At 72.4% G+C, this 20,527-nt stretch carries 21 protein-coding genes; 12 read left to right on the plus strand and 9 right to left on the minus strand.

Going from position 1 to position 20,527, the window contains the following annotated elements:
• Positions 1-37: 37 nt before the first annotated feature.
• The 5 genes from A5481_RS13200 (at position 38) to A5481_RS13220 (ending at position 4,999) form a co-directional block, all read left to right on the plus strand.
• Positions 38-247, plus strand: a complete 210-nt coding sequence (locus A5481_RS13200; RefSeq protein WP_048432036.1) for a ferredoxin — start codon at positions 38-40, stop codon at positions 245-247.
• The gene (locus A5481_RS13205) at positions 244-1,524 is read left to right on the plus strand and encodes an NAD(P)/FAD-dependent oxidoreductase (RefSeq protein WP_048432035.1); all 1,281 of its coding nucleotides are present in this window, start codon (positions 244-246) and stop codon (positions 1,522-1,524) included. Before A5481_RS13200 ends, A5481_RS13205 begins: the two co-directional genes overlap by 4 nt.
• 14 nt (positions 1,525-1,538) lie before the next feature.
• Entirely contained in the window at positions 1,539-2,789 is a 1,251-nt protein-coding gene (locus A5481_RS13210; protein WP_048432034.1) for a cytochrome P450, read from the plus strand.
• Between the two features lie 77 nt (positions 2,790-2,866).
• On the plus strand, positions 2,867-4,402 hold the full coding sequence (locus A5481_RS13215; protein WP_048432033.1) for an FAD-dependent oxidoreductase: 1,536 nt from the start codon (positions 2,867-2,869) through the stop codon (positions 4,400-4,402).
• Between the two features lie 111 nt (positions 4,403-4,513).
• Positions 4,514-4,999, plus strand: a complete 486-nt coding sequence (locus A5481_RS13220) for a MarR family winged helix-turn-helix transcriptional regulator (RefSeq protein WP_048432032.1) — start codon at positions 4,514-4,516, stop codon at positions 4,997-4,999.
• A gap of 112 nt (positions 5,000-5,111) precedes the next feature.
• On the opposite strand, the gene A5481_RS13225 is transcribed toward A5481_RS13220, so the two are convergent.
• From A5481_RS13225 to A5481_RS13245, 5 genes are all read right to left on the minus strand, one after another.
• Positions 5,112-6,509, minus strand: a complete 1,398-nt coding sequence (locus A5481_RS13225; RefSeq protein ID WP_048432031.1) for a GntP family permease — start codon at positions 6,507-6,509, stop codon at positions 5,112-5,114.
• 448 nt (positions 6,510-6,957) lie between these two features.
• Complete coding sequence (locus A5481_RS13230) at positions 6,958-7,419, minus strand: acyl-CoA thioesterase (RefSeq protein ID WP_048432030.1); 462 nt, start codon at positions 7,417-7,419, stop codon at positions 6,958-6,960.
• Positions 7,416-9,221 carry a feruloyl-CoA synthase gene (locus A5481_RS13235; RefSeq protein ID WP_048432029.1) on the minus strand — a complete coding sequence of 602 codons (1,806 nt, stop codon included), beginning with the start codon at positions 9,219-9,221 and terminating at the stop codon, positions 7,416-7,418. Before A5481_RS13235 ends, A5481_RS13230 begins: the two co-directional genes overlap by 4 nt.
• 4 nt (positions 9,222-9,225) lie before the next feature.
• On the minus strand, positions 9,226-10,440 hold the full coding sequence (locus A5481_RS13240) for an ABC transporter substrate-binding protein (protein WP_048432028.1): 1,215 nt from the start codon (positions 10,438-10,440) through the stop codon (positions 9,226-9,228).
• Positions 10,441-10,903: 463 nt separating this feature from the next.
• Positions 10,904-11,695, minus strand: coding sequence for a crotonase/enoyl-CoA hydratase family protein (locus A5481_RS13245; protein ID WP_048432027.1), 792 nt, complete (start codon positions 11,693-11,695; stop codon positions 10,904-10,906).
• A 135-nt stretch (positions 11,696-11,830) separates the two neighbouring features.
• Between A5481_RS13245 and A5481_RS13250 the strand changes: the two genes are divergently transcribed.
• The 4 genes from A5481_RS13250 to A5481_RS13265 are packed head-to-tail and all read left to right on the plus strand — an operon-like array spanning position 11,831 to position 15,423.
• Complete coding sequence (locus tag A5481_RS13250; RefSeq protein ID WP_048432026.1) at positions 11,831-12,814, plus strand: 3-hydroxyacyl-CoA dehydrogenase NAD-binding domain-containing protein; 984 nt, start codon at positions 11,831-11,833, stop codon at positions 12,812-12,814.
• Positions 12,815-12,844: 30 nt separating this feature from the next.
• A complete protein-coding gene (locus A5481_RS13255) occupies positions 12,845-13,726 on the plus strand; it encodes a beta-keto acid cleavage family enzyme (RefSeq protein ID WP_048432025.1) in 882 nt (293 codons plus the stop codon).
• A 15-nt stretch (positions 13,727-13,741) separates the two neighbouring features.
• Positions 13,742-14,962 carry an ABC transporter substrate-binding protein gene (locus A5481_RS13260; protein WP_048432024.1) on the plus strand — a complete coding sequence of 407 codons (1,221 nt, stop codon included), beginning with the start codon at positions 13,742-13,744 and terminating at the stop codon, positions 14,960-14,962.
• Positions 14,959-15,423 (plus strand): DUF3237 domain-containing protein, encoded by a 465-nt coding sequence (locus A5481_RS13265; protein WP_048432023.1) that lies wholly within the window; start codon positions 14,959-14,961, stop codon positions 15,421-15,423. The genes A5481_RS13260 and A5481_RS13265 overlap by 4 nt, the downstream gene beginning before the upstream one ends.
• Positions 15,424-15,427: 4 nt before the next feature.
• On the opposite strand, the gene A5481_RS13270 is transcribed toward A5481_RS13265, so the two are convergent.
• Positions 15,428-16,474 carry a PAS domain-containing protein gene (locus A5481_RS13270; RefSeq protein ID WP_048432022.1) on the minus strand — a complete coding sequence of 349 codons (1,047 nt, stop codon included), beginning with the start codon at positions 16,472-16,474 and terminating at the stop codon, positions 15,428-15,430.
• A 457-nt stretch (positions 16,475-16,931) separates the two neighbouring features.
• On the opposite strand from A5481_RS13270, the gene A5481_RS13275 reads away from it, so the two are divergent.
• On the plus strand, positions 16,932-17,189 hold the full coding sequence (locus A5481_RS13275; RefSeq protein ID WP_048432021.1) for a hypothetical protein: 258 nt from the start codon (positions 16,932-16,934) through the stop codon (positions 17,187-17,189).
• 136 nt (positions 17,190-17,325) lie between these two features.
• Positions 17,326-17,988: a peptide-methionine (S)-S-oxide reductase MsrA gene (gene msrA / locus A5481_RS13280; protein ID WP_064503984.1), complete on the plus strand. Its 663-nt coding sequence runs from the start codon at positions 17,326-17,328 to the stop codon at positions 17,986-17,988.
• 41 nt (positions 17,989-18,029) lie between these two features.
• Here msrA and mepA read toward each other — a convergent pair whose 3' ends face one another.
• A complete protein-coding gene (gene mepA, locus A5481_RS13285) occupies positions 18,030-18,965 on the minus strand; it encodes a penicillin-insensitive murein endopeptidase (RefSeq protein ID WP_064503985.1) in 936 nt (311 codons plus the stop codon).
• Between the two features lie 176 nt (positions 18,966-19,141).
• Here mepA and A5481_RS13290 point away from each other — a divergent pair, with 176 nt between their 5' ends.
• Positions 19,142-19,516 (plus strand): PRC-barrel domain-containing protein, encoded by a 375-nt coding sequence (locus A5481_RS13290; RefSeq protein ID WP_048437715.1) that lies wholly within the window; start codon positions 19,142-19,144, stop codon positions 19,514-19,516.
• Positions 19,517-19,535: 19 nt separating this feature from the next.
• Here A5481_RS13290 and A5481_RS13295 read toward each other — a convergent pair whose 3' ends face one another.
• Positions 19,536-19,916 (minus strand): hypothetical protein, encoded by a 381-nt coding sequence (locus A5481_RS13295; RefSeq protein ID WP_082984922.1) that lies wholly within the window; start codon positions 19,914-19,916, stop codon positions 19,536-19,538.
• 22 nt (positions 19,917-19,938) lie between these two features.
• Positions 19,939-20,352: an EVE domain-containing protein gene (locus A5481_RS13300; protein ID WP_048437550.1), complete on the minus strand. Its 414-nt coding sequence runs from the start codon at positions 20,350-20,352 to the stop codon at positions 19,939-19,941.
• Positions 20,353-20,527: the final 175 nt, after the last annotated feature.

The raw sequence follows: 20,527 nt of genomic DNA on the forward strand, positions 1-20,527 counted from the left end.
TTTGCCGGCTCCTCTCGTCCTCTCGAAGGAATCGCGGATGCGCGTCGTCGTCGACCTGAATCGCTGCCAGGCCTACGCCCAGTGCTGCTACGCGGCGCCGGAGCGCTTCGTGCTGCGGGGCAACGAGATCCTGGTCTACGATCCGGCGCCGCCCGCGGCGGACCGTGCGGCGATCGAGCGGGCGGTGCAGGCCTGCCCGGTCCGCGCGATCCGGGTCGAGCACGACGCCCCGGCGGGCGCGGCGTGAGGGACGGCACCATCGTCGTCGCGGGTGCCTCGCTCGCGGCCTTGCGCGGGGCCGAGGCCCTGCGGGCCCGCGGCTTTTCCGGCCGGCTGGTCCTCGTCGGCGACGAGCCCCACCGCCCCTACGACCGGCCGCCCCTGTCGAAGCACGTCCTCACCGGGGAGATCGCGCCGGAGGCCACCACCCTGCCGGGCGTCGGCGCGCTCCGGGCCGAGTGGCGCCTCGGCGCGCCGGTGACGGGCCTCGACCGCGCCGGCCGGGCGCTCCTCGTGGGCGGGGGCGAGCGCCTGCCCTTCGACCGCCTGCTGATCGCCACCGGAGCCCGCGCCCGGCCCTGGCCCGTGCCCGACGAGGCGGCGCTCGCGGGCGTCCACACCGTGCGCAGCCGCGACGACGCGGCGGCGCTGGCCGCCGGGCTGGCGGCGCGGCCGGAGCGGGTGCTGATCCTCGGGGCCGGCTTCATCGGTTGCGAGGTCGCCTCCAGCATCCGCGCCCTCGGGCTGCCGGTCACGGTGGCCGATCCGGCGCCCTCCCCCCTCGCCGGGCCTCTCGGCCCGGTGATCGGCGGCTTCGTCGCCGGGCGGATGGAGGCGGCCGGGATCGACCTGCGCGTCGGCACCGAGGTGGCGCATCTCGAGGGCGCGGCCGGCCGCGTCCGCGGCGCCCGGCTCACCGACGGCGGCACGATCGCGGCCGACCTCGTCGTGGTGGCGCTCGGCGCGGTGCGCAACACCGAGTGGCTCGCCGGCTCGGGCCTCGACGCGGACGAGGGCGGGCTGTCCTGCGACGGCGCCTGCCGCGCCCTCGACGAGGCGGGACGGCCCGACGACGCGATCTTCGCCGCCGGCGACGTGGCGCGCTGTCCCCATCCGCTCTTCGGCGGCCGCCCGGTCGCCCTGGAGCATTGGGGCAACGCCGTCGCGCAGGCCGCGCACGCCGCCCGGGCGATGATCGACGGGCCGGAGGCCGCCGGGCGCTACGCCGAGGTGCCGGCCTTCTGGTCGAGCCAGTTCGGGCTCACCATCAAGTCGCTCGGCCTCACCGAGGGCGCCGACGCGGTCGCGGTCGTGCAGGGCCATCCGAGGACCGGCCGCTTCCTGGCGGTCTACGGGCGCGAGGGCCACACGGTCGCGGCGGTCTCGGTCGATGCCGGGCGCTGGCTGCCGGCCTACGAGGCGCCGATCCGGGAGGGCGCGCCGTTCCCGCCGATCGTCGGCGGCGCCGACCAGCCGAGCGTGCGGCCGGTGCCGTCGGGGCTGCCCGCCCTGCAGCCTGCGTGATCCGAGGTTCCCTCATGACCGACGCCTCCGACGGCACGCTGTTCGCGCAGGTCCGCGATCCCCGCAACCGCGCCGACCCCTACCCGCTCTACGCCCGCCTGCGCGCGCGGCCGGTGGCGCGCCAGGACGACGGGACGGTCGTGGCGAGCGGCCATGCCGAGATCCGCGCCCTGCTGCACGATCCCCGGGTCAGCTCGGAGGACCTGCCGCCGGCCGAGCACCCGCGGACCGGCAACCCGGTCAAGGACTGGATCGTCAACCCGCTGAAGGACCGGATCGCCGACCGCCACCGCCCCTTCATCTTCCGTGATCCCCCCGACCACGGGCTCTTGCGCCGCCAGGTGATGGCGCAGTTCACGGTGGCGCGGGTGCGCGGCATGAAGCGGCGGACCGACGCCCTGGTGGCCGAGTGCCTGGAGCGATGCGCGGAGGCGGCGAGCTTCGACCTCGTCGACGACCTCGCCTATCCGCTGCCCGTCACGGTGATCTGCGAATTGCTCGGCGTGCCGCGGGAGGACGAGCCGCGCTTCCATGCCTGGGCGACGCAGCTCGCCACCGCCCTCGAGCCCGAGAGCCGCAAGGACGAGGCCCTGCGGGCCCGCAATACCGAGACCTTCGACGCCATCGCCGGCTACATGCGCGACCTGATCCGCGAGAAGCGGAAGGCACCGGCCGACGACATGCTCTCGGGGCTCGCCACCGCACGGGATCCGGAGGCCGGGCGGATGAGCGATCCCGACCTGATCGCCACCGCGATCCTGCTCCTGATCGCCGGCCACGAGACCACCGTGAACCTCATCGCCAACGGCATGCTGACGCTGCTGCGGCATCCCGACGAGCTCGCGCGCCTGCGCGCCGATCCGGAGCGGGCGCCGCGGGTGATCGAGGAATTGCTGCGCTACGAGCCGCCGGTGCATTACCGCACCCGGGTCGCCCGGGCGCCGATCCCGATCGCCGGCACGGTGATCCCGGAAGGCGCGCCCCTGGTGCTGCTCTTCGCCGCGGGCAACCGCGATCCGGCGCGCTTCCCCGATCCCGACCGGTTCGATCCCGACCGCGCGGACAACCAGCATTTCGGCTTCGGCGGCGCCCTGCATTACTGCGTCGGCGCGCCGCTCGCCCGTATCGAGGCCGAGGCGGCGCTGACGGCGCTCGCCGCGCGGCTGCGCGCGCCCCGCCTCGCCGAGGACCCGCCGCCCTACCGGGACGGATCCTCCCTCAGGGGGCCGAAACGCCTGCGACTCGTCGTCGACGGCATCGCCTGACGCTGTCGCCGACGGCACCGTCAGGGCACAGATGCGTTGCCTGCCGACGAATGCGCCGATTGACGAAGAGGCAGGCCATGGCCGACACGAATTCCGAACGGAAGCCGGATTTCGCCCGCGGGATCGCGTCGGGCGACCTGCCCGAGGGCGCGATGCTCGAAGGCACGCTCGGCGAGGACAAGGTCCTGCTCCTGCGCCGCGACGGAGAGGTCAGGGCGATCGGCGCCCGCTGCACCCATCTCGGCGCGCCGATGGCCAAGGGGATCGTCGTCGAGGGCGAGCTGCGCTGCCCCTGGCACCATGCCCGCTTCAGCCTCGAGACCGGCGAGGCGGTCGGCGCCCCGGCCTTCGACCCGCTGCCGTGCTACCGCGCCGAGGAGCGCGACGGCCGCATCACCGTGACCGGGCGCCGCGAGGCGGCGGCGAAACCTCCGGGGCGATCCCCCGGACGGGTCGTGATCGTCGGCGGCGGCGCCGGCGGCCATGCCTGCGCCGAGTGGCTCGCCCGGGCCGGCCACGGCGCCGCCGTGACCCTGGTGAGCGACGATCCCGATCCGCCCTACGATCGCACCTTCTGCTCGAAGCAGTATCTCTCCGGCAAGGCGGCGCGCGAGGCGACGCGGCTCGCCCCGGACGACTTCTACCGCGGCGGGGGCCCGCGCCTCCTGCGCGACCGGGTGGTCTCCCTCGATCTCGGGGCCGAGGAGGCCGTCACCGCGGGCGGCGAGCGGCTGCCCTACGACGCCCTGGTGATCGCGACCGGCGCCGCGCCGCAGCGGCCCGACCTGCCGGGCTTCGACCGGCCGGAGGTCCACACCCTGCGCAGCCTCCGGGACGCCGACGCGCTGATCGCCGCGGCCGGGAAGGCCCGCAGCGTCGCGGTCGTGGGGGCGAGCTTCATCGGCCTCGAGGTCGCCGCCGCGATGGTGGCCCGCGAGAAGACGGTGACGGTGGTGGCGCCCGACGCGGTGCCGCTGGCGCGTGTCCTCGGCGAGACGGTCGGCCGCTTCGTCCAGGGCCTGCACGAGGAGAAGGGCGTGACGTTCCGGCTCGGCCGCAAGGTCACGGGCTTCGACGGGAGCGCGCTCGCCCTCGACGACGGCAGCCGGATCGAGGCCGACCTCGTCGTGCTCGGCACCGGCGTGGCGCCTCGTGCCGACCTCGCCGCGGGGGCCGGCCTGACGCTCGCGGGGAAGGACGAGGGCGGCGGCATCGCGGTCGACGGGCATCTTCGCACCTCCGCCCCCGGGATCTACGCGATCGGCGACGTCGCCGCCTATCCGGATCCGCGCAGCGGCGAGCGCCTGCGGGTCGAGCACTGGGTCCATGCCCAGCGCCAGGGCCAGCACGTCGCCCGCACGCTGCTCGGCGATGCGGCGCCGTTCGCCGAGACGCCGTTCTTCTGGAGCGGCCATTACGGCACCAGCCTGCGCTATGTCGGCCATGCCGGCTCGACGGAGGACACCCGCATCGAGGGCGAGGTGGCGAAGGGCGACTTCGCCGTCACCTACCGCGAGGACGGCCGCGATGCCGCACTCGCGACCTGCAAGCGCGACAAGCAATCGCTCGAGGTCGAGGCGGCGTGGGACCGCGAGGCCCGGTCGGAAGGCTGATCGCTCGGGGCTTGTCGCTCGGGCCTTGGCGCGGCGCCGGCTTGCGCCCGGGCCCGATCGCGGGCAGGTGGCGCGACAGGTGTTCACGGTCGAACAAGGGCCTGTCCAGCGTTGCCGCGTGACGATTCCCCGGGCCTCGCCCGTCTCGAAGGCCTGATCGGCTACACCCTGCGGCGGGCGCAGGTCGCGGTGTCGCGCAGCTTCGTCGAGCTGTTCGCCGATCTCGACGTGCGCCAGAGCCAGCTCGGCGTGCTCACCGTCATCGAGGGCAGCCCGGGCCTGCGGCCGAGCCAGGTCGGCGCGGCGATCGGGATCAAGCGGGCCAATATCGGCCCGCTCCTCGACGAGCTGGAAGCCCGCACCCTGGTCCGCCGCGCGCCCGACCCCTCCGACCGCCGCTCGCACTCCCTGTTCCTGACCGAGGCCGGCGCGGCCCTGATGGCCGAGCTGCACCGCCGCGAGGCCGCCCACGAGGAGCGCATCGCCGCCTTCCTGGAGCCTGAGGAGCGGAGCGTGCTCCTCGGCCTGCTGCGGCGCCTGGAGCAGGGCGCGCGGGAGGTGACGGAGGACGAAGGCGGGGTGGACGAGGCGGAGTGATACGGGATCCGGAAGGAATCTTCCGGATCCCGTATCACAGACAAATCCCGGGGCCGCGCAGCGGCGCCGAGCAGCGATCATACCCCGATGCCGGGCCGCACCGCTTCCGCCCTCATGCCAGCGGCGGCATGAGGTTGAACAGGAGTACCATCGCGAGGCCGACCAGTGAGACGATCGACTGGATGATGGAGATCGTCGCGGTCGCCTCCCCCATGCTCATGCCGAAGGATTCCTTGACCAGCCAGAATCCGGCATGATTGGCGTAGTTGAAGAACAGCGAGCCGCAGCCGATCGATAGGGCCAGCAAGGGCGCGTTGACCGCGGCGCCGCTCGCCGCCAGCGGCGCGAGGAGCCCGGACGCGCCGACGATGCCCACGGTGGCGGAGCCCGTCGAGACCGACAGAAGCATGGAGATGAACCAGCCGAGGATCAGCGGCGACAGCGAGAATTGCTGGCTCACGTGCAGGATCGCGTTGCCGACCCCGGCATCGGTCAGGACGCGCTGGAAGGCCCCGCCGCCGGCGATGATGAGAAGGACGTTGGCGATCGGCTTGACGCTGGCCGAGAGGGCGTTCCGCAGGGGCTCGGAGGCGCCGCCCCGCGCCAGGACGAGCGCGACCGAGGCGAACAGGACGCCGAGGAGCATCGCGATCAGCGGGTGGCCGATGAAGCCGGTGGCGTGAACGACCGCCGAATCCTTGGGAAAGGCGAGCTCGGCCACCGCGTGGAGCAGCATGAGAAGGGCGGGCAGCAGCGTGGCGACGAGACCGAGGCCGAGACCCGGCCGGGGATGCGCCGCGCCGCCCTCGCTGCTCGCGCGCCTGGCCGCGAACTGGTCGAGGAGGGCCTGGTCGGGCCTGACGCTCAGGCGCGGGGTGACGAGGATGCCGTAGAGCGGACCGCCGAGGACGATCGCCGGAACGGCGGCGACGAAGCCGTAGAGCATCGTCGCGCCGACATTGGCGTTCAGGGTCGCGATCGCCGTCAGCGGGCCGGGATGCGGGGGCACCATGCCGTGCATGGCGGCGAGCGCGGCGATCACCGGCACGCCGACATAGACGTAGGCCGAGCCGCGGAGGCCGGACGAGGCTTCGAGCTTGCGCGCGACGCTGAAGATCAGCGGCAGGAGGACCACGAGGCCCACCTCGAAGAACATCGGAATGCCGATCACGAACGCCGCGCCGGCCATCGCCCAGGGCAGGGAGCGAACGGTCGTCCGGCGCAGGATCAGGTCGGAGATGCTCTCGGTCACGCCCGCATCGGCGAGGATCTTGCCGAGCATCGCGCCCAGCGCCACCACGAGGCCGACGGCGCCCAGCGTATTGCCCGCTCCGGTCTCGATGGACTTCAGGAGACGCCCGACCGGCATGCCCGCGACGAGCCCGACGCCGAGCGAGGTGATCAGCAGGGCCAGGAGCGGATGCAGCCGCGTTCGCGAGACGATCAGAACGACGAGGAGCAGCACCCCGCCGGCAGCCGTGGCAAGAAGGTGGAGGTCGACGGAGGTCATGGCGCGTCCATTTCGCTCATTTCGGGCCCAACGGAAGACTGCATCGCGGAGTTTCAGGCACGGACGCAGCGAAAGGTGGCTCTTACCCGACGGGTGTCGAAAGCCATCCTCCTGAACCTCACCCTCCGCAACCGTTCTGCCGGTCGAGCGGATCGAGTTCGGGCCCTGGTAATGCAGGACGAAATGGAACGCTATCGGCTCTCCTCTAGGCGGCCTGCGTTTCCGGATTGCGACGCGCCCGCCGCCGGATCCGGGCCGCGCCCGGAACGAGGCTGGGAGAACCGGTGCCTTTGCCGGGCGGGAGAGGGCGGGCGACCGGGCGGTTCGCGGGATCCGGCCCGGCTCATACGATTTCCGATTGATCGCTTCGCGATGCGGAAATCGGCTTCGCTCAGACGCCGCGCGGGCTCGTGATACGAAATCCGGAAGTGATCTTCCGGATTTCGTATCACTCCCCCCGGAACCGCCTGACCAGCTCGTCCGGGATCGGCGCCGCCTTCATGCGGGCCGGGTCGTCGGGATGGCGGCCGGCCCAGACCCGGCGCTCGCGGCCCTCGACGGCGAGCTCGCCGGCCTTGAGCAGGCGGTGGCGCACGGCAAAGCTCGAGCGGCCGACATCGACCACCGTCGAGACGATCTCGACCGTGTCGCCGTAGCGCGAGGGTTTCAGGAACCGCGCCCCGGTCTCGACCAGCGGGATGCCGAGGAGGTCGTAGCGCGCCAGCATCCCGGCCTTCGGCAGCCCGGTCGCGGCCTCGCACAGCATCGCCGTCGACCAGTCGAAGAAGTCGAAGAAGCGCGGGTTGAACACGATGCCGGCGGGGTCGCAATGGCCCCATTCCACCGTCAGGATCCGGGCATGGCTGAAGCCCTCGTGATCGGCGATCGGGTCTTGCGTGGGCGGGGTCATGCGGTCTCCGGCAGGATGACGTCGGGGGGAAGCGGCGCGGCGTAGAGGCGGGCGACCGACGCGGCCCGGTTGCGCAGGACGCCGCGCTGGTTGATCGAGCCCTTGTCGGTCACCTCGTCGCGGTCGAGGGCCGGCGGCTCGGCGAGGAGCAGGAGCCGGGCGATGCGGTTCGACGAGCCGGTGGATGTCCGCGCGAAGGCCCCGAGGCGCCGGGCGAAGTCCCGCCGCAGGGCCGGATCGGCGAGGACGCCGGCGTCCTCGCCGCCCGCCCCGGACAGGGCGCGGCAGGCGGCGAGGTCGGGGAAGACCAGGGCGGTGACCTCGTCGCGCGCTTCCCCGGCGATGGCGACGTCGCGCACCAGCGGCTGGAATGCGTCGAGGAAGGCGGCGCGCAAGGGCCCGACGCTGACCCACACCCCGGTGGTGAGCTTGAAATCCTCGTTGAGGCGCCCGTCGAAGGTGAAGCCGCGCTGCGGGTCGGCGGGGTCGACCGGCACCAGCGCGTCGCCGAGCCGGTAGAACCCCTCCTCGTCGAAGGACGCCGCGGTCAGGTCCGGCCGGCGCCAGTAGCCCGGGGTGACGTTGGGCCCGCGCACCCGCGCCTCGCGCTTCGTGCCCACGGGCGCGACCTTCAATTCGACGCCGGGCGCCGGCAGGCCGACCTGGCCGGCCTTGGCCGGGCGGTCGTCGGTGACGAGGGCCATCGGCGCGGTCTCGGTGGCGCCCAAGCCCGTCACCATCGGCACGGTCCGGCCGATGGTTTGGCGGGCGAGGTCGTCGATGGCGTCCCAGACCGGCTGCGGCAGGCCGGCGGCGGCGAAGAACGTCACCTGGAGCCGGCTGAAGAAGTTTTCCCTCAGCGCGGCATCGTCGCGCAGGTGCGGCACCAGCGCCTCGAAGCCCTTCGGCACCGTGAGGTAGAGCGTCGGCGCCACCTCCCGCAGGGCGCGCACGGTCTCGCGGATGCCGGCGGGAGTCGGCCGGCCCTCGTCGATGTGGAGCGTGCCGCCATTCGCCAGCACCAGGTTGAAGTTGTGGTTGCCCCCGAAGGTGTGGTGCCAGGGCAGCCAGTCGACCATCACCGGCGGCTCGGCGGTGAGCGCGGGAAAGCGCGCCTGCAGCATCGCCTGGTTGGAGCCGAGCATCCGGTGGGTGTTCACCACCGCCTTCGGCACGCCGGTGGAGCCGGAGGTGAACAGGAGCTTTGCCACCGTCTCAGGCGCCACCGCCGCGTGGGCGGCCGCGACGGCTTCGGGGTTCTCGGCCGTCAGCAGGTCCGCGAACGGGGTCGCGGGCCGGCCGATCTCGGCGCCGTCGGCGGTCACCACCTCGGTTCCCGGCGGCACGGCGGCCGCGATGGCGCCGGCGTAGACCGCGCCTTCCGCCGCGAAGACGAGGCCGGGGGTGAGGAGTTCCACGATCGCCCGCAGGCGGGCATGGTCCTGCGACACGGTGGAATAGGCCGGCGAGACCGGCGCCACCGCGATGCCGACATGGAGCGCGGCGAGCGACAAGAGCGCGTGCTCGAACCCGTTGCCGGACAGGATCATCACCGGCCGCTCGGCCGAGAGGTCCCGCGTCAGCAGCGCCGCCGCGATCCGCTCGACGGTGCGCAGCGCCGCCCCGTAGGTCAGGGGCTCGGCGCCGCCGGGCCCGCGCCGGACCAGGAACGGCCGGTCCGGCGCCTCGGCGGCGTGGCGCGTCAGGTGCGCGGTCAGGCGCTCGGGGTAGGGCGGCAGCGCCGCCTTCGCGGTGACGAGCAGGCTGCCGTCGGCCCGCTCTGTGAAACGATGCGTGTCCATCGCCCTACCCCTTCACCAGCGGGCAGCCGCCCTCGGAGAGGGGACGCCAGGCCTCGTCGGCCGGCACGGTGCGGACCGGCTTGAAATAGTCCCAGCCGCCCTTGCTCTCGGCCGGGGTCTTGGTGGTGAGGAGGTACATCGGGTGCAGCTTGCGGCCGTCCTCGCGGATCCGGCCCTTGCCGAAGATCGGGTCGTCGGTCGGCATCGCCTTCATGGCGGCCACGACCGCGCGGCCGTCGCCGGCATCCTTCACGGTGCCGAGGCTCTTCAGGTAATGCTCCACCGCCGAGTAGACGCCGGCCTGCATGTCGTTCGGCATGGCGTGGCGCGGGTGGCGGGCGGCATAGCGCGCCGCGAAGGCCCGGGTGCCGTCGTCGAGGTCCCAGTAATAGGGCGTGACGATGTAGACGCCCTGCGTCGCCTTGAGGCCGAGCGCCGGCATGTTGGTGATGTTGAGGATCAGGCCGGCGAGGCGCTGGGCCGGGGCGATGCCGAACTCCGCCGCCTGCTTGAGGGCGTTCGAGGTGTCGTCGCCGGCATTCGCCAGCCCGATCACGTCGGCGCCCGAGCCTTGCGCCTGGAGCAGGAAGGACGAGAAGTCGGCGGTGCCGAGGGGATGGCGCGACGCCCCCTTCACGCTGCCGCCCATGCTCTTCACCTCCTCGGAGGCCGAGCCTTCGAGGTCCTTGCCGAAGGTGTAGTCGGCGGTGAGGAAGTACCAGGACTTGCCCCCCTGCTGCACCAGGGCCTTGGCGAGCGCGTGGCCGAGCGACCAGGTGTCGTAGGTCCAGTGCACGGTGTTGGGCGAGCATTGCTTGCCGGTGAGCTCGGCGGTGCCGGCGCCCGAACCGATGAACACCTTGTTCTTCTCCCGTGCCAGGTTCGACACCGCGAGCGCGACGGCGGAGTTCGGCACGTCGACGATCAGGTCGACGCCGTCCTGATCGAACCAGCGCCGGGCGATGGCGGCGCCGATATCGGTCTTGTTCTGGTGGTCGGCCGAGACCAGCTCGACCGGCCGCCCGGCCTGCTTGGCGAAATCCTCGATCGCGAGCTGCGCGGCGATGACCGAGCCCTGGCCCTGGTAGTCGGCGTAAGGGCCCGACATGTCGTTGAGGACGCCGATCCTCACCGCCCGCTCGGCGGCCGAGGCCGGCGCGAGGAGGGACAGGAGGGCGGCGAGCGCCGGGCCGAGCCGGCGGATGGGGCGACGAGGCATGGTTTCCTCCGGGGTGGGGTGGCCGGTCTTGGTGCCGGGTCTTGGGGATTCGATGTTGGGAAGTCTTCGTCTTTACGAATAAAAAGAAGGCACGGGATCCCCTCTCCCGAGTGGGAGAGGGGTAGGGGTGAGGGTGACACGCTTCCGCAACGACCCTAAACCGTCGAGCTGCCAGCACAGCGCTTAGTGTTTCACACGGAGGCGTGTCACCTTCACCCCTAACCCCTCTCCCACTCGGGAGAGGGGAACTGCGCTTTACTTGTACTGCGCTGCGTTTCCACGTCTCAGGGTCATCCCGGGGCCGCGAGAGCGGAGCCCGGGATCCAGAACCGCGGGTAGTGCAGGATGAAGCGGAACGCGGTCGGATCGATCCTGAACCACCCGAGCGTCTGAATTCCCGGCTCCGCTCTCGCGGCCCCGGAATGACCCTGCGGGTATCAGGACGCGATGCGGGTCATCGGGATCATTCCCGCACCTTCTTCGCCCGCCCCTCCAGGAATTCCGCCAAGCGCCGCTTCGCCTCGGCGTCGCTCTGCGCCACCGCGGTCATCAGGGCTTCCGCGAGGTAGCCCGTCGCCGGGTCGGCCTCGGCGATGCGCGGCAGGGCGTGGATCAGGGCGTAGTTGGTCAAGGGCGCGTTCTCGGCGGCCCGGGCGGCGAGCGCGATCGCCCGCTCCAGCCCCTCGCCCGGCGCCACGACGTAGTGCGACAGGCCCAGCCGCTCGCCGCTCTCGGCATCGTGGACGCGGCCGGTCAGCATCATGTCGCGCATCCGCGAGACGCCGATCAGCCGCGGCAGCCGCACCGAGGCGCCGCCGCCGACGAAGATGCCGCGCTGGCCCTCGGGCAGGGCGTAGAAGGCTGACGATTCGGCCACCCGCAGATGGGCGGAGAGCGCGAGTTCGAGCCCGCCGCCGATCACCGCGCCCTTGAGCGCCGCCACCACCGGCACCCGGCCGAACTCGATCTCCTGGAAGGCCCGGTGCCACATCCGCGAATGCAGCATGCCGGCCGGGGCGTCGCGCGCGGTCAATTCGGCGAGGTCGAGGCCGGCGCAGAAATGCGGGCCTTCCGCGGCGATGACCAGCGCCCGCACGTCGTCGGGCAGGCCGCGGGCGATGCGCTCCAGCCCCAGCACCATGCCGTCGTCGAGGGCGTTGCGCTTGTGCGGGCGGTTCAGGGTGACGATCGCCACGGCGTCCCGCCGGGTGACGACCAGGGACTCGGTGCCGAGGCCCGACAGGTCCTCCGCCATACGGCGTTCCTCCGATTCTCGCTCCGGCCGTTGCGCGCCGGATTGCCAAACCTGATTTGTAATGTGATATAACTATCTCAACGGGTCAATCGGGCGACGAGCCCCGACAACGACCCGACCAGGGAGGGCGCCGCGATGAACGACGCGAGCGGACGGGCGCAGGACCCGGCTTCGGGCTACCGCACGGCCGTCGGACGGGTGGCGGTGATCGGCACCGGCGTCATCGGGGCGTCGTGGGTGTCGCAGTTCCTCGGCGCCGGCCTCGACGTCGTCGCCACCGATCCGGCCCCGGGGGCCGAAGCGCGTTTACGCGAGACGGTCGCCCGTCACTGGCCGGTCCTGACGCAGATCGGTCTTGCCCCCGGTGCCTCGCCCGACCGACTGACCTTCGTCACCGGGCCGGAAGAGGCTGCGGCCGAGGCCGATTTCGTGCAGGAGAACGGGCCCGAGCGCCTGGAGATCAAGCACGAGACGTACCGGCGTCTCGACGCGGTCGCGGCCCCCGACGTGGTGCTGGCGACCAGTTCCTCCGGCCTCACCCCGAGCGCGATCCAGGCCGCGTGCCGGCATCCGGGCCGGGTGGTGCTCGGCCACCCCTTCAACCCGCCCCACCTGGTGCCGCTGGTCGAGGTCCTGGGCGGCGAACACACCGACGAGGGTGCGGTCGACGCCGCGATGGCGTTCTACGCGCGCATCGGCAAGCGGCCGATCCGCCTGCGCCGCGAACTCGTCGGCCACGTCGCCAACCGGCTCCAGGCGGCGCTCTGGCGCGAGGCGTTCCACCTCGTCGGCACCGGCGCCGCCACGGTGGCGGACATCGATGCCGCCATCGCGCACGGGCCGGGCCTGCGCTGGGCCCTGATGGGGCCGTGCCTGCTCAACCACCTCTCGGGCGGGCCGGGCGGTCTTTCCCACACCCTCGACCATCTGGGACCGCTGATGGAGGCGATGTGGGCCGATCTCGGCGACCCGCGCCTGACGCCCGAGCTGAAGCAGACCCTCGTCCGGGGCCTCGACGAGGCGCTCGGACCGCGCGACCGGGACGCGATGGTGGCGCAGCGCGACCGGCTCCTCGTCGACCTCGTCCGGCAGAAGCGCGGGGCGCCGGACCTGCCCTAACCACTCGTCAAGCAACCCAGGGAGGACAACATGGCCAAGGTGATCGTGACGGTGGCGCCGACCGGCGGCATGGCCTCGAAGGCGCAGAACCACAACCTGCCGACCCAGCCCGCGGAGATCGCCGAGTCGGTGCACAAGTCCTGGAAGGAGGGCGCGGCGATCGCCGCACTCCACGCCCGCCGGCCCGACGACGAGGCGACCTGCAACGCCGAGATCTACCGCGACATCAACCGGCGCATCCGCGAGCGCTGCGACATCATCCTCAACAACTCGACCGGCGGCGGCTCGAGCGGCGACATGCTGGTGCCGCGCCCCGACGGGCTGTTCGAATCGAGCTTCGAGGAGCGGCTGAAGGGCTGCGAGGCCGGCGCCGAGATGGCGACCTTCGACGGCATGACCTTCGCGGACGTGCATGGCGGCCGCGAGATCCTGGTGGTGACGACGCCGAGCCGCTGCGAGGCCCTGGCCAAGCGCATGCAGGAGCGCGGCATCAAGCCGGAATGGGAGGTGTTCGGGCCCCAGCACATCCTGCAGGACGTGACCCGGCTGATCGAGAAGGGCTACGACAAGCCGCCCTACTACATCAACATGGTGCTCGGCGCCGACAAGGGCTTCCAGGGCGCGATGCCCTACTCGCACGACATCCTGGCGGCGATGATCCGGATGCTGCCGCCGCAATCGATCTTCTGCGTCTCCGGCATCGGCCCGGCGCAGCTGCCGGCGACGACTCAGGCGATCCTGCTCGGCGGCCACGTCCGGGTCGGGCTCGAGGACAACAACTACTATTCCCGCGGCCAGCTCGCGACCAACGAGCAGCTCGTCGCCCGCACGGTGCGGATCGTCAAGGAGCTCAACCACGAGCCGGCGAGCCCGGCCGAGGCCCGCGAGATCCTCGGCCTCAAGGCCGTCTGACGGGAGGGACGAGAAATGCGCGCCCTCCGCTCCGCCCTGCTGGCGGGCCTGATCACCCTCGCCCCCGCGTCGGTCCGGGCGGAGGGCGCCGTCTCCGGCGACCGCGTCAAGATCGGCGTGCTCGCCGACATGTCGACGGCGATGTCGGACAATTACGGCACCGGCAGCGTCACCGCCGCGCGGCTCGCGGTCGAGGATTTCGGCGCGACGGTGCTCGGCAAGCCGATCGAGATCGTCGCCGCCGACCACCAGAGCAAGCCGGACGTGGCGAGCACGCTGGCGCGGCGCTGGTACGACGTCGAGGGGGTCGACATGATCACCGACCTCGGCAACTCGGCCGTCGCGCTGGGTGTCCAGGCTTTGGCGGGTGAGAAGGGCCGGCTCGCCCTCATCACCGGCTCGGGCTCGACGGTGATCACCGGGGCGCAGTGCTCGCCGAACGGCGCGCTCTGGGTCATCGACACCCACGCGCTCTCCCGCGCCATCGCGAAGCCCCTGGTGGAGGCGGGCGAGAAGACCTGGTTCTACGTCGTCGCCGACATCACCCTCGGCAAGTCCTTCGTCGCCGACGTGACGCCGGTGGTGACGGGCGGCGGCGGCAAGGTGGCGGGCCAGGTCTTCCATCCCCTGCTCTCGCCCGATCTGTCGTCGCAGATCCTGCAGGCGCAAGCCTCCGGTGCCGGTGTGATCGCCCTGTTCAACGTCGGCGGCGACGCGATCAACGCGGTCAAGCAGGCCTCCGAGTTCGGCGTGCTGGGCGGCAGCCAGAAGCTCGCCGGATTCTACATGACGGCGGTCGACGTCCATGCGCTCGGTTTGAAGGTCGCGGGCGGCCTCTACCTCGCCGAGGCGTTCTACTGGGACACCGACGAGGGCACGCGGGCCTTCGCGAAGCGGTTCTACGAGCGCCAGCGCGCGATGCCGAACAGCTACCAGGCTGGCGTCTACTCGGCGGTGACGCACTACCTCAAGGCGGTGCAGGCCGCCGGCACCGACGCGGCCGGGCCGGTGATGGCGAAGATGCGCGAGACCCCGATCGACGACTTCATGACGAAGGGCGGCCGCCTGCGGCCGGACGGGCGGGTGATCCGCGAGGTCTCGCTGTTCCGGGTCAAGCGCCCGGAGGAATCGAAGGGGGAGTGGGACGTGATGGAACGGGTCGCGACGCTGTCCGGCGACGAGGCGTTCCGGCCGCTCTCCGAGAGCGACTGCCCCCTGGTGCGGGGCAAGCCGTGACGATCCCGGCCCCGGTCCTCGAGCACGTCTTCGACGCCCGCATCCTGGTCGCCGTGCCCTACGAGGTCGGCCCGACCGTCGCCGGCGCCCGGCGGGTCATCGCCATCACGGGCGGCACGGTGACGGGGCCCGGCCTCACCGGGCGCGTCCTGCCCGGCGGCGCCGACTACCAGACCATCGCGGCGGACGGGCTGACCCGGCTGCACGCCCGCTACGTCATCGAGGCCGGGGACGGGGCGCGGATCTACGTCGAGAATACCGGCCTGCGCTTCGGCCCGCCGGAGGCGCTGGAGCGCCTGCGCCGGGGCGAGCCGGTCGATCCCGGCCTGATCTATTTCCGCACCGCGCCGCAATTCGAGACCGCCTGCCCGCGCCTCGCCTGGATGCAGACCAGCCTGTTCCTCGCCACCGGCGCCCGGGCGCCGGACCACGTGGCGCTGAGCGTATACCGGGTGGGGTGACGCCTCACTCCGGGCGGGCCACCGCCACCGTCCCGCCCTCGACCAGGGTGAAGACGATCCCGGCCTGGCGCAACGCCGCCAGGACGTGGGGGCGCGAGCGCGAGGCGGGTCCCTCGGAATCCTCCTCCAGGCGCCGGACGGTGGAGAGCGACAGGCCGCTCGCCTTGGCGAGGTCGTTCAGCGTCCAGTCGAGGAGGCCGCGCGCCGCCCGCAGGTGGCAGCCCTCCACCGCCTGGTCGATCTGGAGCGGCGGCGTTCCGCCGGCATCGACCGTCTCGCTCTCGAGCGGCGCGATCACGGCGGTCCAGCAGACCGGCTCGGCGGTCCCGTCGCGCAGCGGCACGAGCGTCATGCGGAACGGCGCCGTCCCGCCCCCGGCGAGCCGCAGGGTCGGCGTGATGCTGAACGGCCGCCCCAGGGCGGCGAGGCGCGGGACCTCCTCGCGCCAGCGCGGCCATTCCTCGGGCACGATCGGGTCGAGCCAGTTCGCCTTCACCGCATCGCGGGTCAGGCCCACCAGGGCGAGGAAGTCCGGGCCGTACTCGGTCAGCGGCAGCGTCGGTTCGGTGTAGATGAAGACCTGCGCCTGCCGGGCCAGGCTGACCCGGCGCTGCTGCTCCAGCCGGTGCAGCTCGGCGAGGCGCTCGCGGTCGGTCACGTCGAGGAGCACGCCGGTCACCGCGACCGGCCGCCCGTCGGCGTCGAAGAAGACCTCGCCGCGACTCACCACCGTGCGCGCCGTCCCGTCCGGCCGGATCAGCCGGACCGTGTGGCTGCCGAAGATCCCGCCCTGGAGGATCTGGGCGGCATCCTCGAGCACGTCGCGATCCGCCGGGTGGACGAGGCCGAGCAGCCGCTCGTAGCTCGCCGGCTCGCTCTCCGGCAGCCCGAGCAGGCGGTACAGCCCGGACGACCAGACCTGCCGGCCGGTGGCGAAGTCCCAGCGCCACGCGCCGGTGAGGCCGAACGCCTCGATCAGGCGCATGAAGTCGCGGGAGGACGGGTCCGCCGGCCGCGGCCCCGGATCCTCGTCCTGAGGGGTCTGGGTCATCGGGCAAGGTCCCGTGCGGCGAGGTCCCGTGCCGGCGCACCGCGCGTCCGACTGTCGCGTTTCAAGGTAAGGTTTCCTAATGCCGGTGTCATGGGCGACCGAGACGACTCGGGTCTACCGTAGCGCAATCGAATTGTACGCTGCCAAAGACCTCCGGATCAACCGTGCGGACCGGTTCCGGCCGGTCGCTCCCGCCTCGCACCGCGGGGCTCGCCGCATGGGCCGGCCGGTCCCCGGCGGAGCGCTCCGGATGCGGCGGTGCGGCCCGGCTGCGTCACGATGCGCATCCGCGATCGTCGGCTCCGGGGGAACGAAGATAAAATTTCTCCCACGATGATCGTACGCAGATAACATCTTCTCTCTCGGTCGGAAAAATAGAAAACCGCGTCTATTGCTGCGAAGCCTGTGCCGGACCTATCTACTGTCGTGAAGCTCCGGTCTGCCGGAGCCGTGCGTCATGCCGGGTCCGACCATGCGTCCTGCCATCTTCGATCCGTTCGGCGAACGCCTCGACCTGCGGTCCGGGCAGGAAGCCGCCTGCACCTCGCGTCGTCGTCCGGTCCGCACGCGCCGGATCGTCGCCGCCGCGCTGTTCTGGGCCGTGGCGGCCGGCCTGATCACGGCCCGCGGCGCGTTCTTCGATCCCAGCACCGCCTTCGGGCCCGACGCCCCGGCCCGCGTCGCCGCGACGGCGGACGTGCCGGTCCTGCGCTGAGCCGGCGCACGGCCGACCTCGTCTCCAACATCCTCCCTCCCCTTCAGGAACTGCGTCCGGCACCCCACATCAGGTTGCGACAGAGGCCTCTCGCCTCCGGAGCCGCGAGGCTCCGTTCCGATACCGGAGCGACCCGATGCTGTTCTTCCGCAAGCGCGCCGAGATGCCCGCCCCCGCCCAGATCCTGCCGGGACGGCCGACCCCCCTGCCGACGGCGGAGCGGCATTTTATCAACGGCCGCCCGCTCAAGGGCTCCTATCCCGAGGGTGTCGAGACGGTCGTGCTCGGCCTCGGCTGCTTCTGGGGCGCCGAGCGCAAGTTCTGGCAGCTCGGCGACGGCATCCACGTCACGGCGGTCGGCTACGCCGCCGGCACCACGCCGAACCCGACCTACGAGGAGGTCTGTTCCGGGATGACCGGGCACAACGAGGTGGTGCTCGTCGCCTACGATCCGGCGGTGCTCCCGTTCGAGACGGTGCTCAAGACCTTCTGGGAGAGCCACGACCCGACCCAGGGCATGCGCCAGGGCAACGATGTCGGCACCCAGTACCGCTCCGGCCTCTACCTGCCCGACGGCGATCCCCGCCGCGCCCAGGCCGAAGCCTCCCGCGACGCCTATGCCGGCGCCCTGAAGGCGCAGGGCTACGGCCCGATCACGACCGAGATCCGCGACGCCGGCCCGTTCTACTTCGCCGAGGAGTACCACCAGCAGTACCTGGCGAAGAACCCCGGCGGCTATTGCGGCCTGGGCGGCACCGGCGTGTCCTGCCCGGTCGGACTCGGCGTCGCGGCCGAGTAGACCGGGCATCCGGGACCGGCGCGGCCGGTCCCGGATCGCGCTCAGCGCGCCTTCAGCACCGTGCGGCAGGCATCCGGCAGTCCGGCCAGGGTCATCGGCGGGCGCGGCTTGCCGGGCGGCCGGGGCTTGGGGTTCAGCACCGCGTCGGTGAACCAGTAGTCGAGTTCGGCGCCGCAGCCGTCGCCGGCCGGGGGCGGATCCTGGTCGTGGCAGGCCGCCTCGCCCGCCGGGCAGTCGAGCCGGATGTGGAAGTGGTAGTTGTGGCCGTAGATCGGCCGCACCTTGGTCAGCCAGCCCCGGTCCGATCCGGCCTCGCGGCACAACGCCCGCTTGATCGCCGGATTGACGAAGATCCGCGCCACCTCGGGCTCGCGCGACACCATCCGGATCAGCCGCAGGTGCTCCGGCCGCCAGACCTCCGGGTCGATGTCGCGCCGGTCCGGCCGCACCACGTTGGTGGCCGACATCTCCTCGCGCTCGGCCCGGGTCAGGCGCCGGTCCGGCATCGGGGTCAGCCAGATGTCGGCGTCGAGGCCGAGCTGGTGCGAGGCGTGGCCGGTCAGCATCGGCCCGCCGCGGGGCTGGGACATGTCGCCGACGAGCAGCCCCGGCCAGCCGGCCTTGCGCGGCGCCTCCGCGGCGAGCTTCTCCACGAAGGCGACGAGGCGCGGGTGCCCCCAGTTCCGGTTGCGCGACAGGCGCATCACCTGCCAGGTGTCGCCGTCGATCGGCAGGGCCTCGGCGCCGGCCACGCAGCCCCGGGCGTAGCCGCCGATCGATTGCGGCGGCAGCGCCGCGGGCGTCGTGGCGCGGCCGAACAGCGCCTTGGCCGGCGTCGACGGATCGTCCGGGTTGGCGAGCGGCGGCAGCGGCTTCGGGTGGAGGGTGCCGCGGTCCTGCGCGAGGGCGGGAGCGGCGAGCGCGAGGAGGACCGTCAGGACGGCGGCAGGGCGAATCGGCGAGGGACGCACGGGCATGGGACGCAGGCTAGCGCCCTGCGCGCTCCGGGGGAACTGCCCCGCTGCCTCCGCCATTCGCCGCAGTGCGGCCGACCGGAACGGCTCCGCTACGGCAGCGTTTTCCCCAGGACGACAAACCACCCGGAGGACATCCGATGACCACCGTCGCACCGACCATCGGCGACCGTTCCGACATGGGCAGCACCACCACCAACGAGACCGGCAAGCTCATCGCCAGCGACCGCGTCGAGGGCACCGCCGTGCGGCGCCCGAACGGCGACGGGATCGGCCGCATCGAGCGCCTGATGATCGAGAAGGCCACCGGCCAGGTCGTCTACGCCGTGATGAGCTTCGGCGGCTTCCTGGGCATCGGCGAGGGCTACTACACCATCCCGTGGTCGACCCTGCGCTTCGCCCCGGAGCTCGACGCCTACGTCCTCGACGTCTCGGACGAGCAGCTGCGCTCGGCCCCGCCGACCTCGGCGGAGGGCAACGACCCCTCCTACGACCGGCAGTGGGAGGAGCACGTCCACCGCTACTTCAACGCGACGCCGTACTGGAGCGTCTGACCCCGCCCGGCGGGGCGCCTCACGGCGCCTCCGCCGGCACGCCCGACAGGGTCCAGCGGCACAGGCTCGATTCCTTCACCTTCAGGCAATCGTAGGCGGTGCCGCCGATCACGACCCGCTCGGCATTGCCCTCGACCCGGTCGCGCCCGATGCGGGTGCAGCCGAGCTGGTCGGCCTTCGGATCGGCCAGGCGCGCCTTGATCGCCGCCGGATCGCCGCCGGTCTCGGCCATCAGGATGCGCAGGTTCGACAGCGCCCCGCAGGTCACGAGCTTCTCGGGAAGCGGCTTGGCCGCAGCCGGGGGCTTGGGCCGTTGCGCCTGCGCCGGCCCGGCGCCGAGCCCGAGCCCGAGCCCGGTGCCGCCGAGGGCGAGCAGGGTCGCGCCGAGGAGGCGCCTCACGCGCCGGCCCCCGCCCGCCCCCTCACAGGCCCCCCATGCGGCGCACCAGCGCCCATTCGTGCTCGGTCACCGGCTGCACCGACAGGCGCGAATTGTTGACGAGCACCATCTCGCGCAGCGCCGTCTCGGCCTTGATCGCCTCCAGGGTCACGGGCCGGGGCAGGGCCGCGACCGCCTTGAGGTCGACCATGCCGAAGCGGCCGCTCTCGTCGGTGTGGTCGGGATAGTAGGTGCGGATCACCTCGACGATGCCGACCACCGCCTTGCCCTCGTTCGAATGGTAGAAGAAGCCCTGCTCGCCGAGCCGCATCGCCTCGAGGTTCTTGCGGGCGACGTGGTTGCGCACCCCGTTCCAGTGGGTCCCCGCCTCGCCGGCGGCGACCTGGGCGTCCCACGACCACACCGAGGGCTCGGACTTGTAGAGCCAGTACGCCATCCCGTCGTCTTCCCACTCGTCGCTCGTCTCGGGAGAGGTCCCCATCGCCCGATCCGGGGTCGGGAGTCCAGGGGGCGGCCGCCCGACGCTCCTGCGGTCGCCTGCCCCAGGGTTCGGAACCGTCGCCCGATCGCGGGTGCGATCAGCCCGGCCGCCCGGCAGCAGAGTGCGGGAT

Origin of the sequence: Methylobacterium platani (genome assembly GCF_001653715.1) — a bacterium.
Lineage (GTDB): Bacteria > Pseudomonadota > Alphaproteobacteria > Rhizobiales > Beijerinckiaceae > Methylobacterium > Methylobacterium platani.

Coding starts and splice junctions, on each gene's coding strand:
- A5481_RS13290 (WP_048437715.1), top strand. CDS start 19,142: ATGGGCAGCACCACCACCAACGAGACCGGCAAGCTCATCGCCAGCGAC.
- A5481_RS13255 (WP_048432025.1), top strand. CDS start 12,845: ATGGCCAAGGTGATCGTGACGGTGGCGCCGACCGGCGGCATGGCCTCG.
- A5481_RS13260 (WP_048432024.1), top strand. CDS start 13,742: ATGCGCGCCCTCCGCTCCGCCCTGCTGGCGGGCCTGATCACCCTCGCC.
- A5481_RS13200 (WP_048432036.1), top strand. CDS start 38: ATGCGCGTCGTCGTCGACCTGAATCGCTGCCAGGCCTACGCCCAGTGC.
- A5481_RS13215 (WP_048432033.1), top strand. CDS start 2,867: ATGGCCGACACGAATTCCGAACGGAAGCCGGATTTCGCCCGCGGGATC.
- A5481_RS13225 (WP_048432031.1), bottom strand. CDS start 6,509: ATGACCTCCGTCGACCTCCACCTTCTTGCCACGGCTGCCGGCGGGGTG.
- A5481_RS13235 (WP_048432029.1), bottom strand. CDS start 9,221: ATGGACACGCATCGTTTCACAGAGCGGGCCGACGGCAGCCTGCTCGTC.
- A5481_RS13210 (WP_048432034.1), top strand. CDS start 1,539: ATGACCGACGCCTCCGACGGCACGCTGTTCGCGCAGGTCCGCGATCCC.
- msrA (WP_064503984.1), top strand. CDS start 17,326: ATGCTGTTCTTCCGCAAGCGCGCCGAGATGCCCGCCCCCGCCCAGATC.
- A5481_RS13245 (WP_048432027.1), bottom strand. CDS start 11,695: ATGGCGGAGGACCTGTCGGGCCTCGGCACCGAGTCCCTGGTCGTCACC.
- mepA (WP_064503985.1), bottom strand. CDS start 18,965: ATGCCCGTGCGTCCCTCGCCGATTCGCCCTGCCGCCGTCCTGACGGTC.
- A5481_RS13230 (WP_048432030.1), bottom strand. CDS start 7,419: ATGACCCCGCCCACGCAAGACCCGATCGCCGATCACGAGGGCTTCAGC.
- A5481_RS13270 (WP_048432022.1), bottom strand. CDS start 16,474: ATGACCCAGACCCCTCAGGACGAGGATCCGGGGCCGCGGCCGGCGGAC.
- A5481_RS13250 (WP_048432026.1), top strand. CDS start 11,831: ATGAACGACGCGAGCGGACGGGCGCAGGACCCGGCTTCGGGCTACCGC.
- A5481_RS13240 (WP_048432028.1), bottom strand. CDS start 10,440: ATGCCTCGTCGCCCCATCCGCCGGCTCGGCCCGGCGCTCGCCGCCCTC.
- A5481_RS13275 (WP_048432021.1), top strand. CDS start 16,932: ATGCCGGGTCCGACCATGCGTCCTGCCATCTTCGATCCGTTCGGCGAA.
- A5481_RS13300 (WP_048437550.1), bottom strand. CDS start 20,352: ATGGCGTACTGGCTCTACAAGTCCGAGCCCTCGGTGTGGTCGTGGGAC.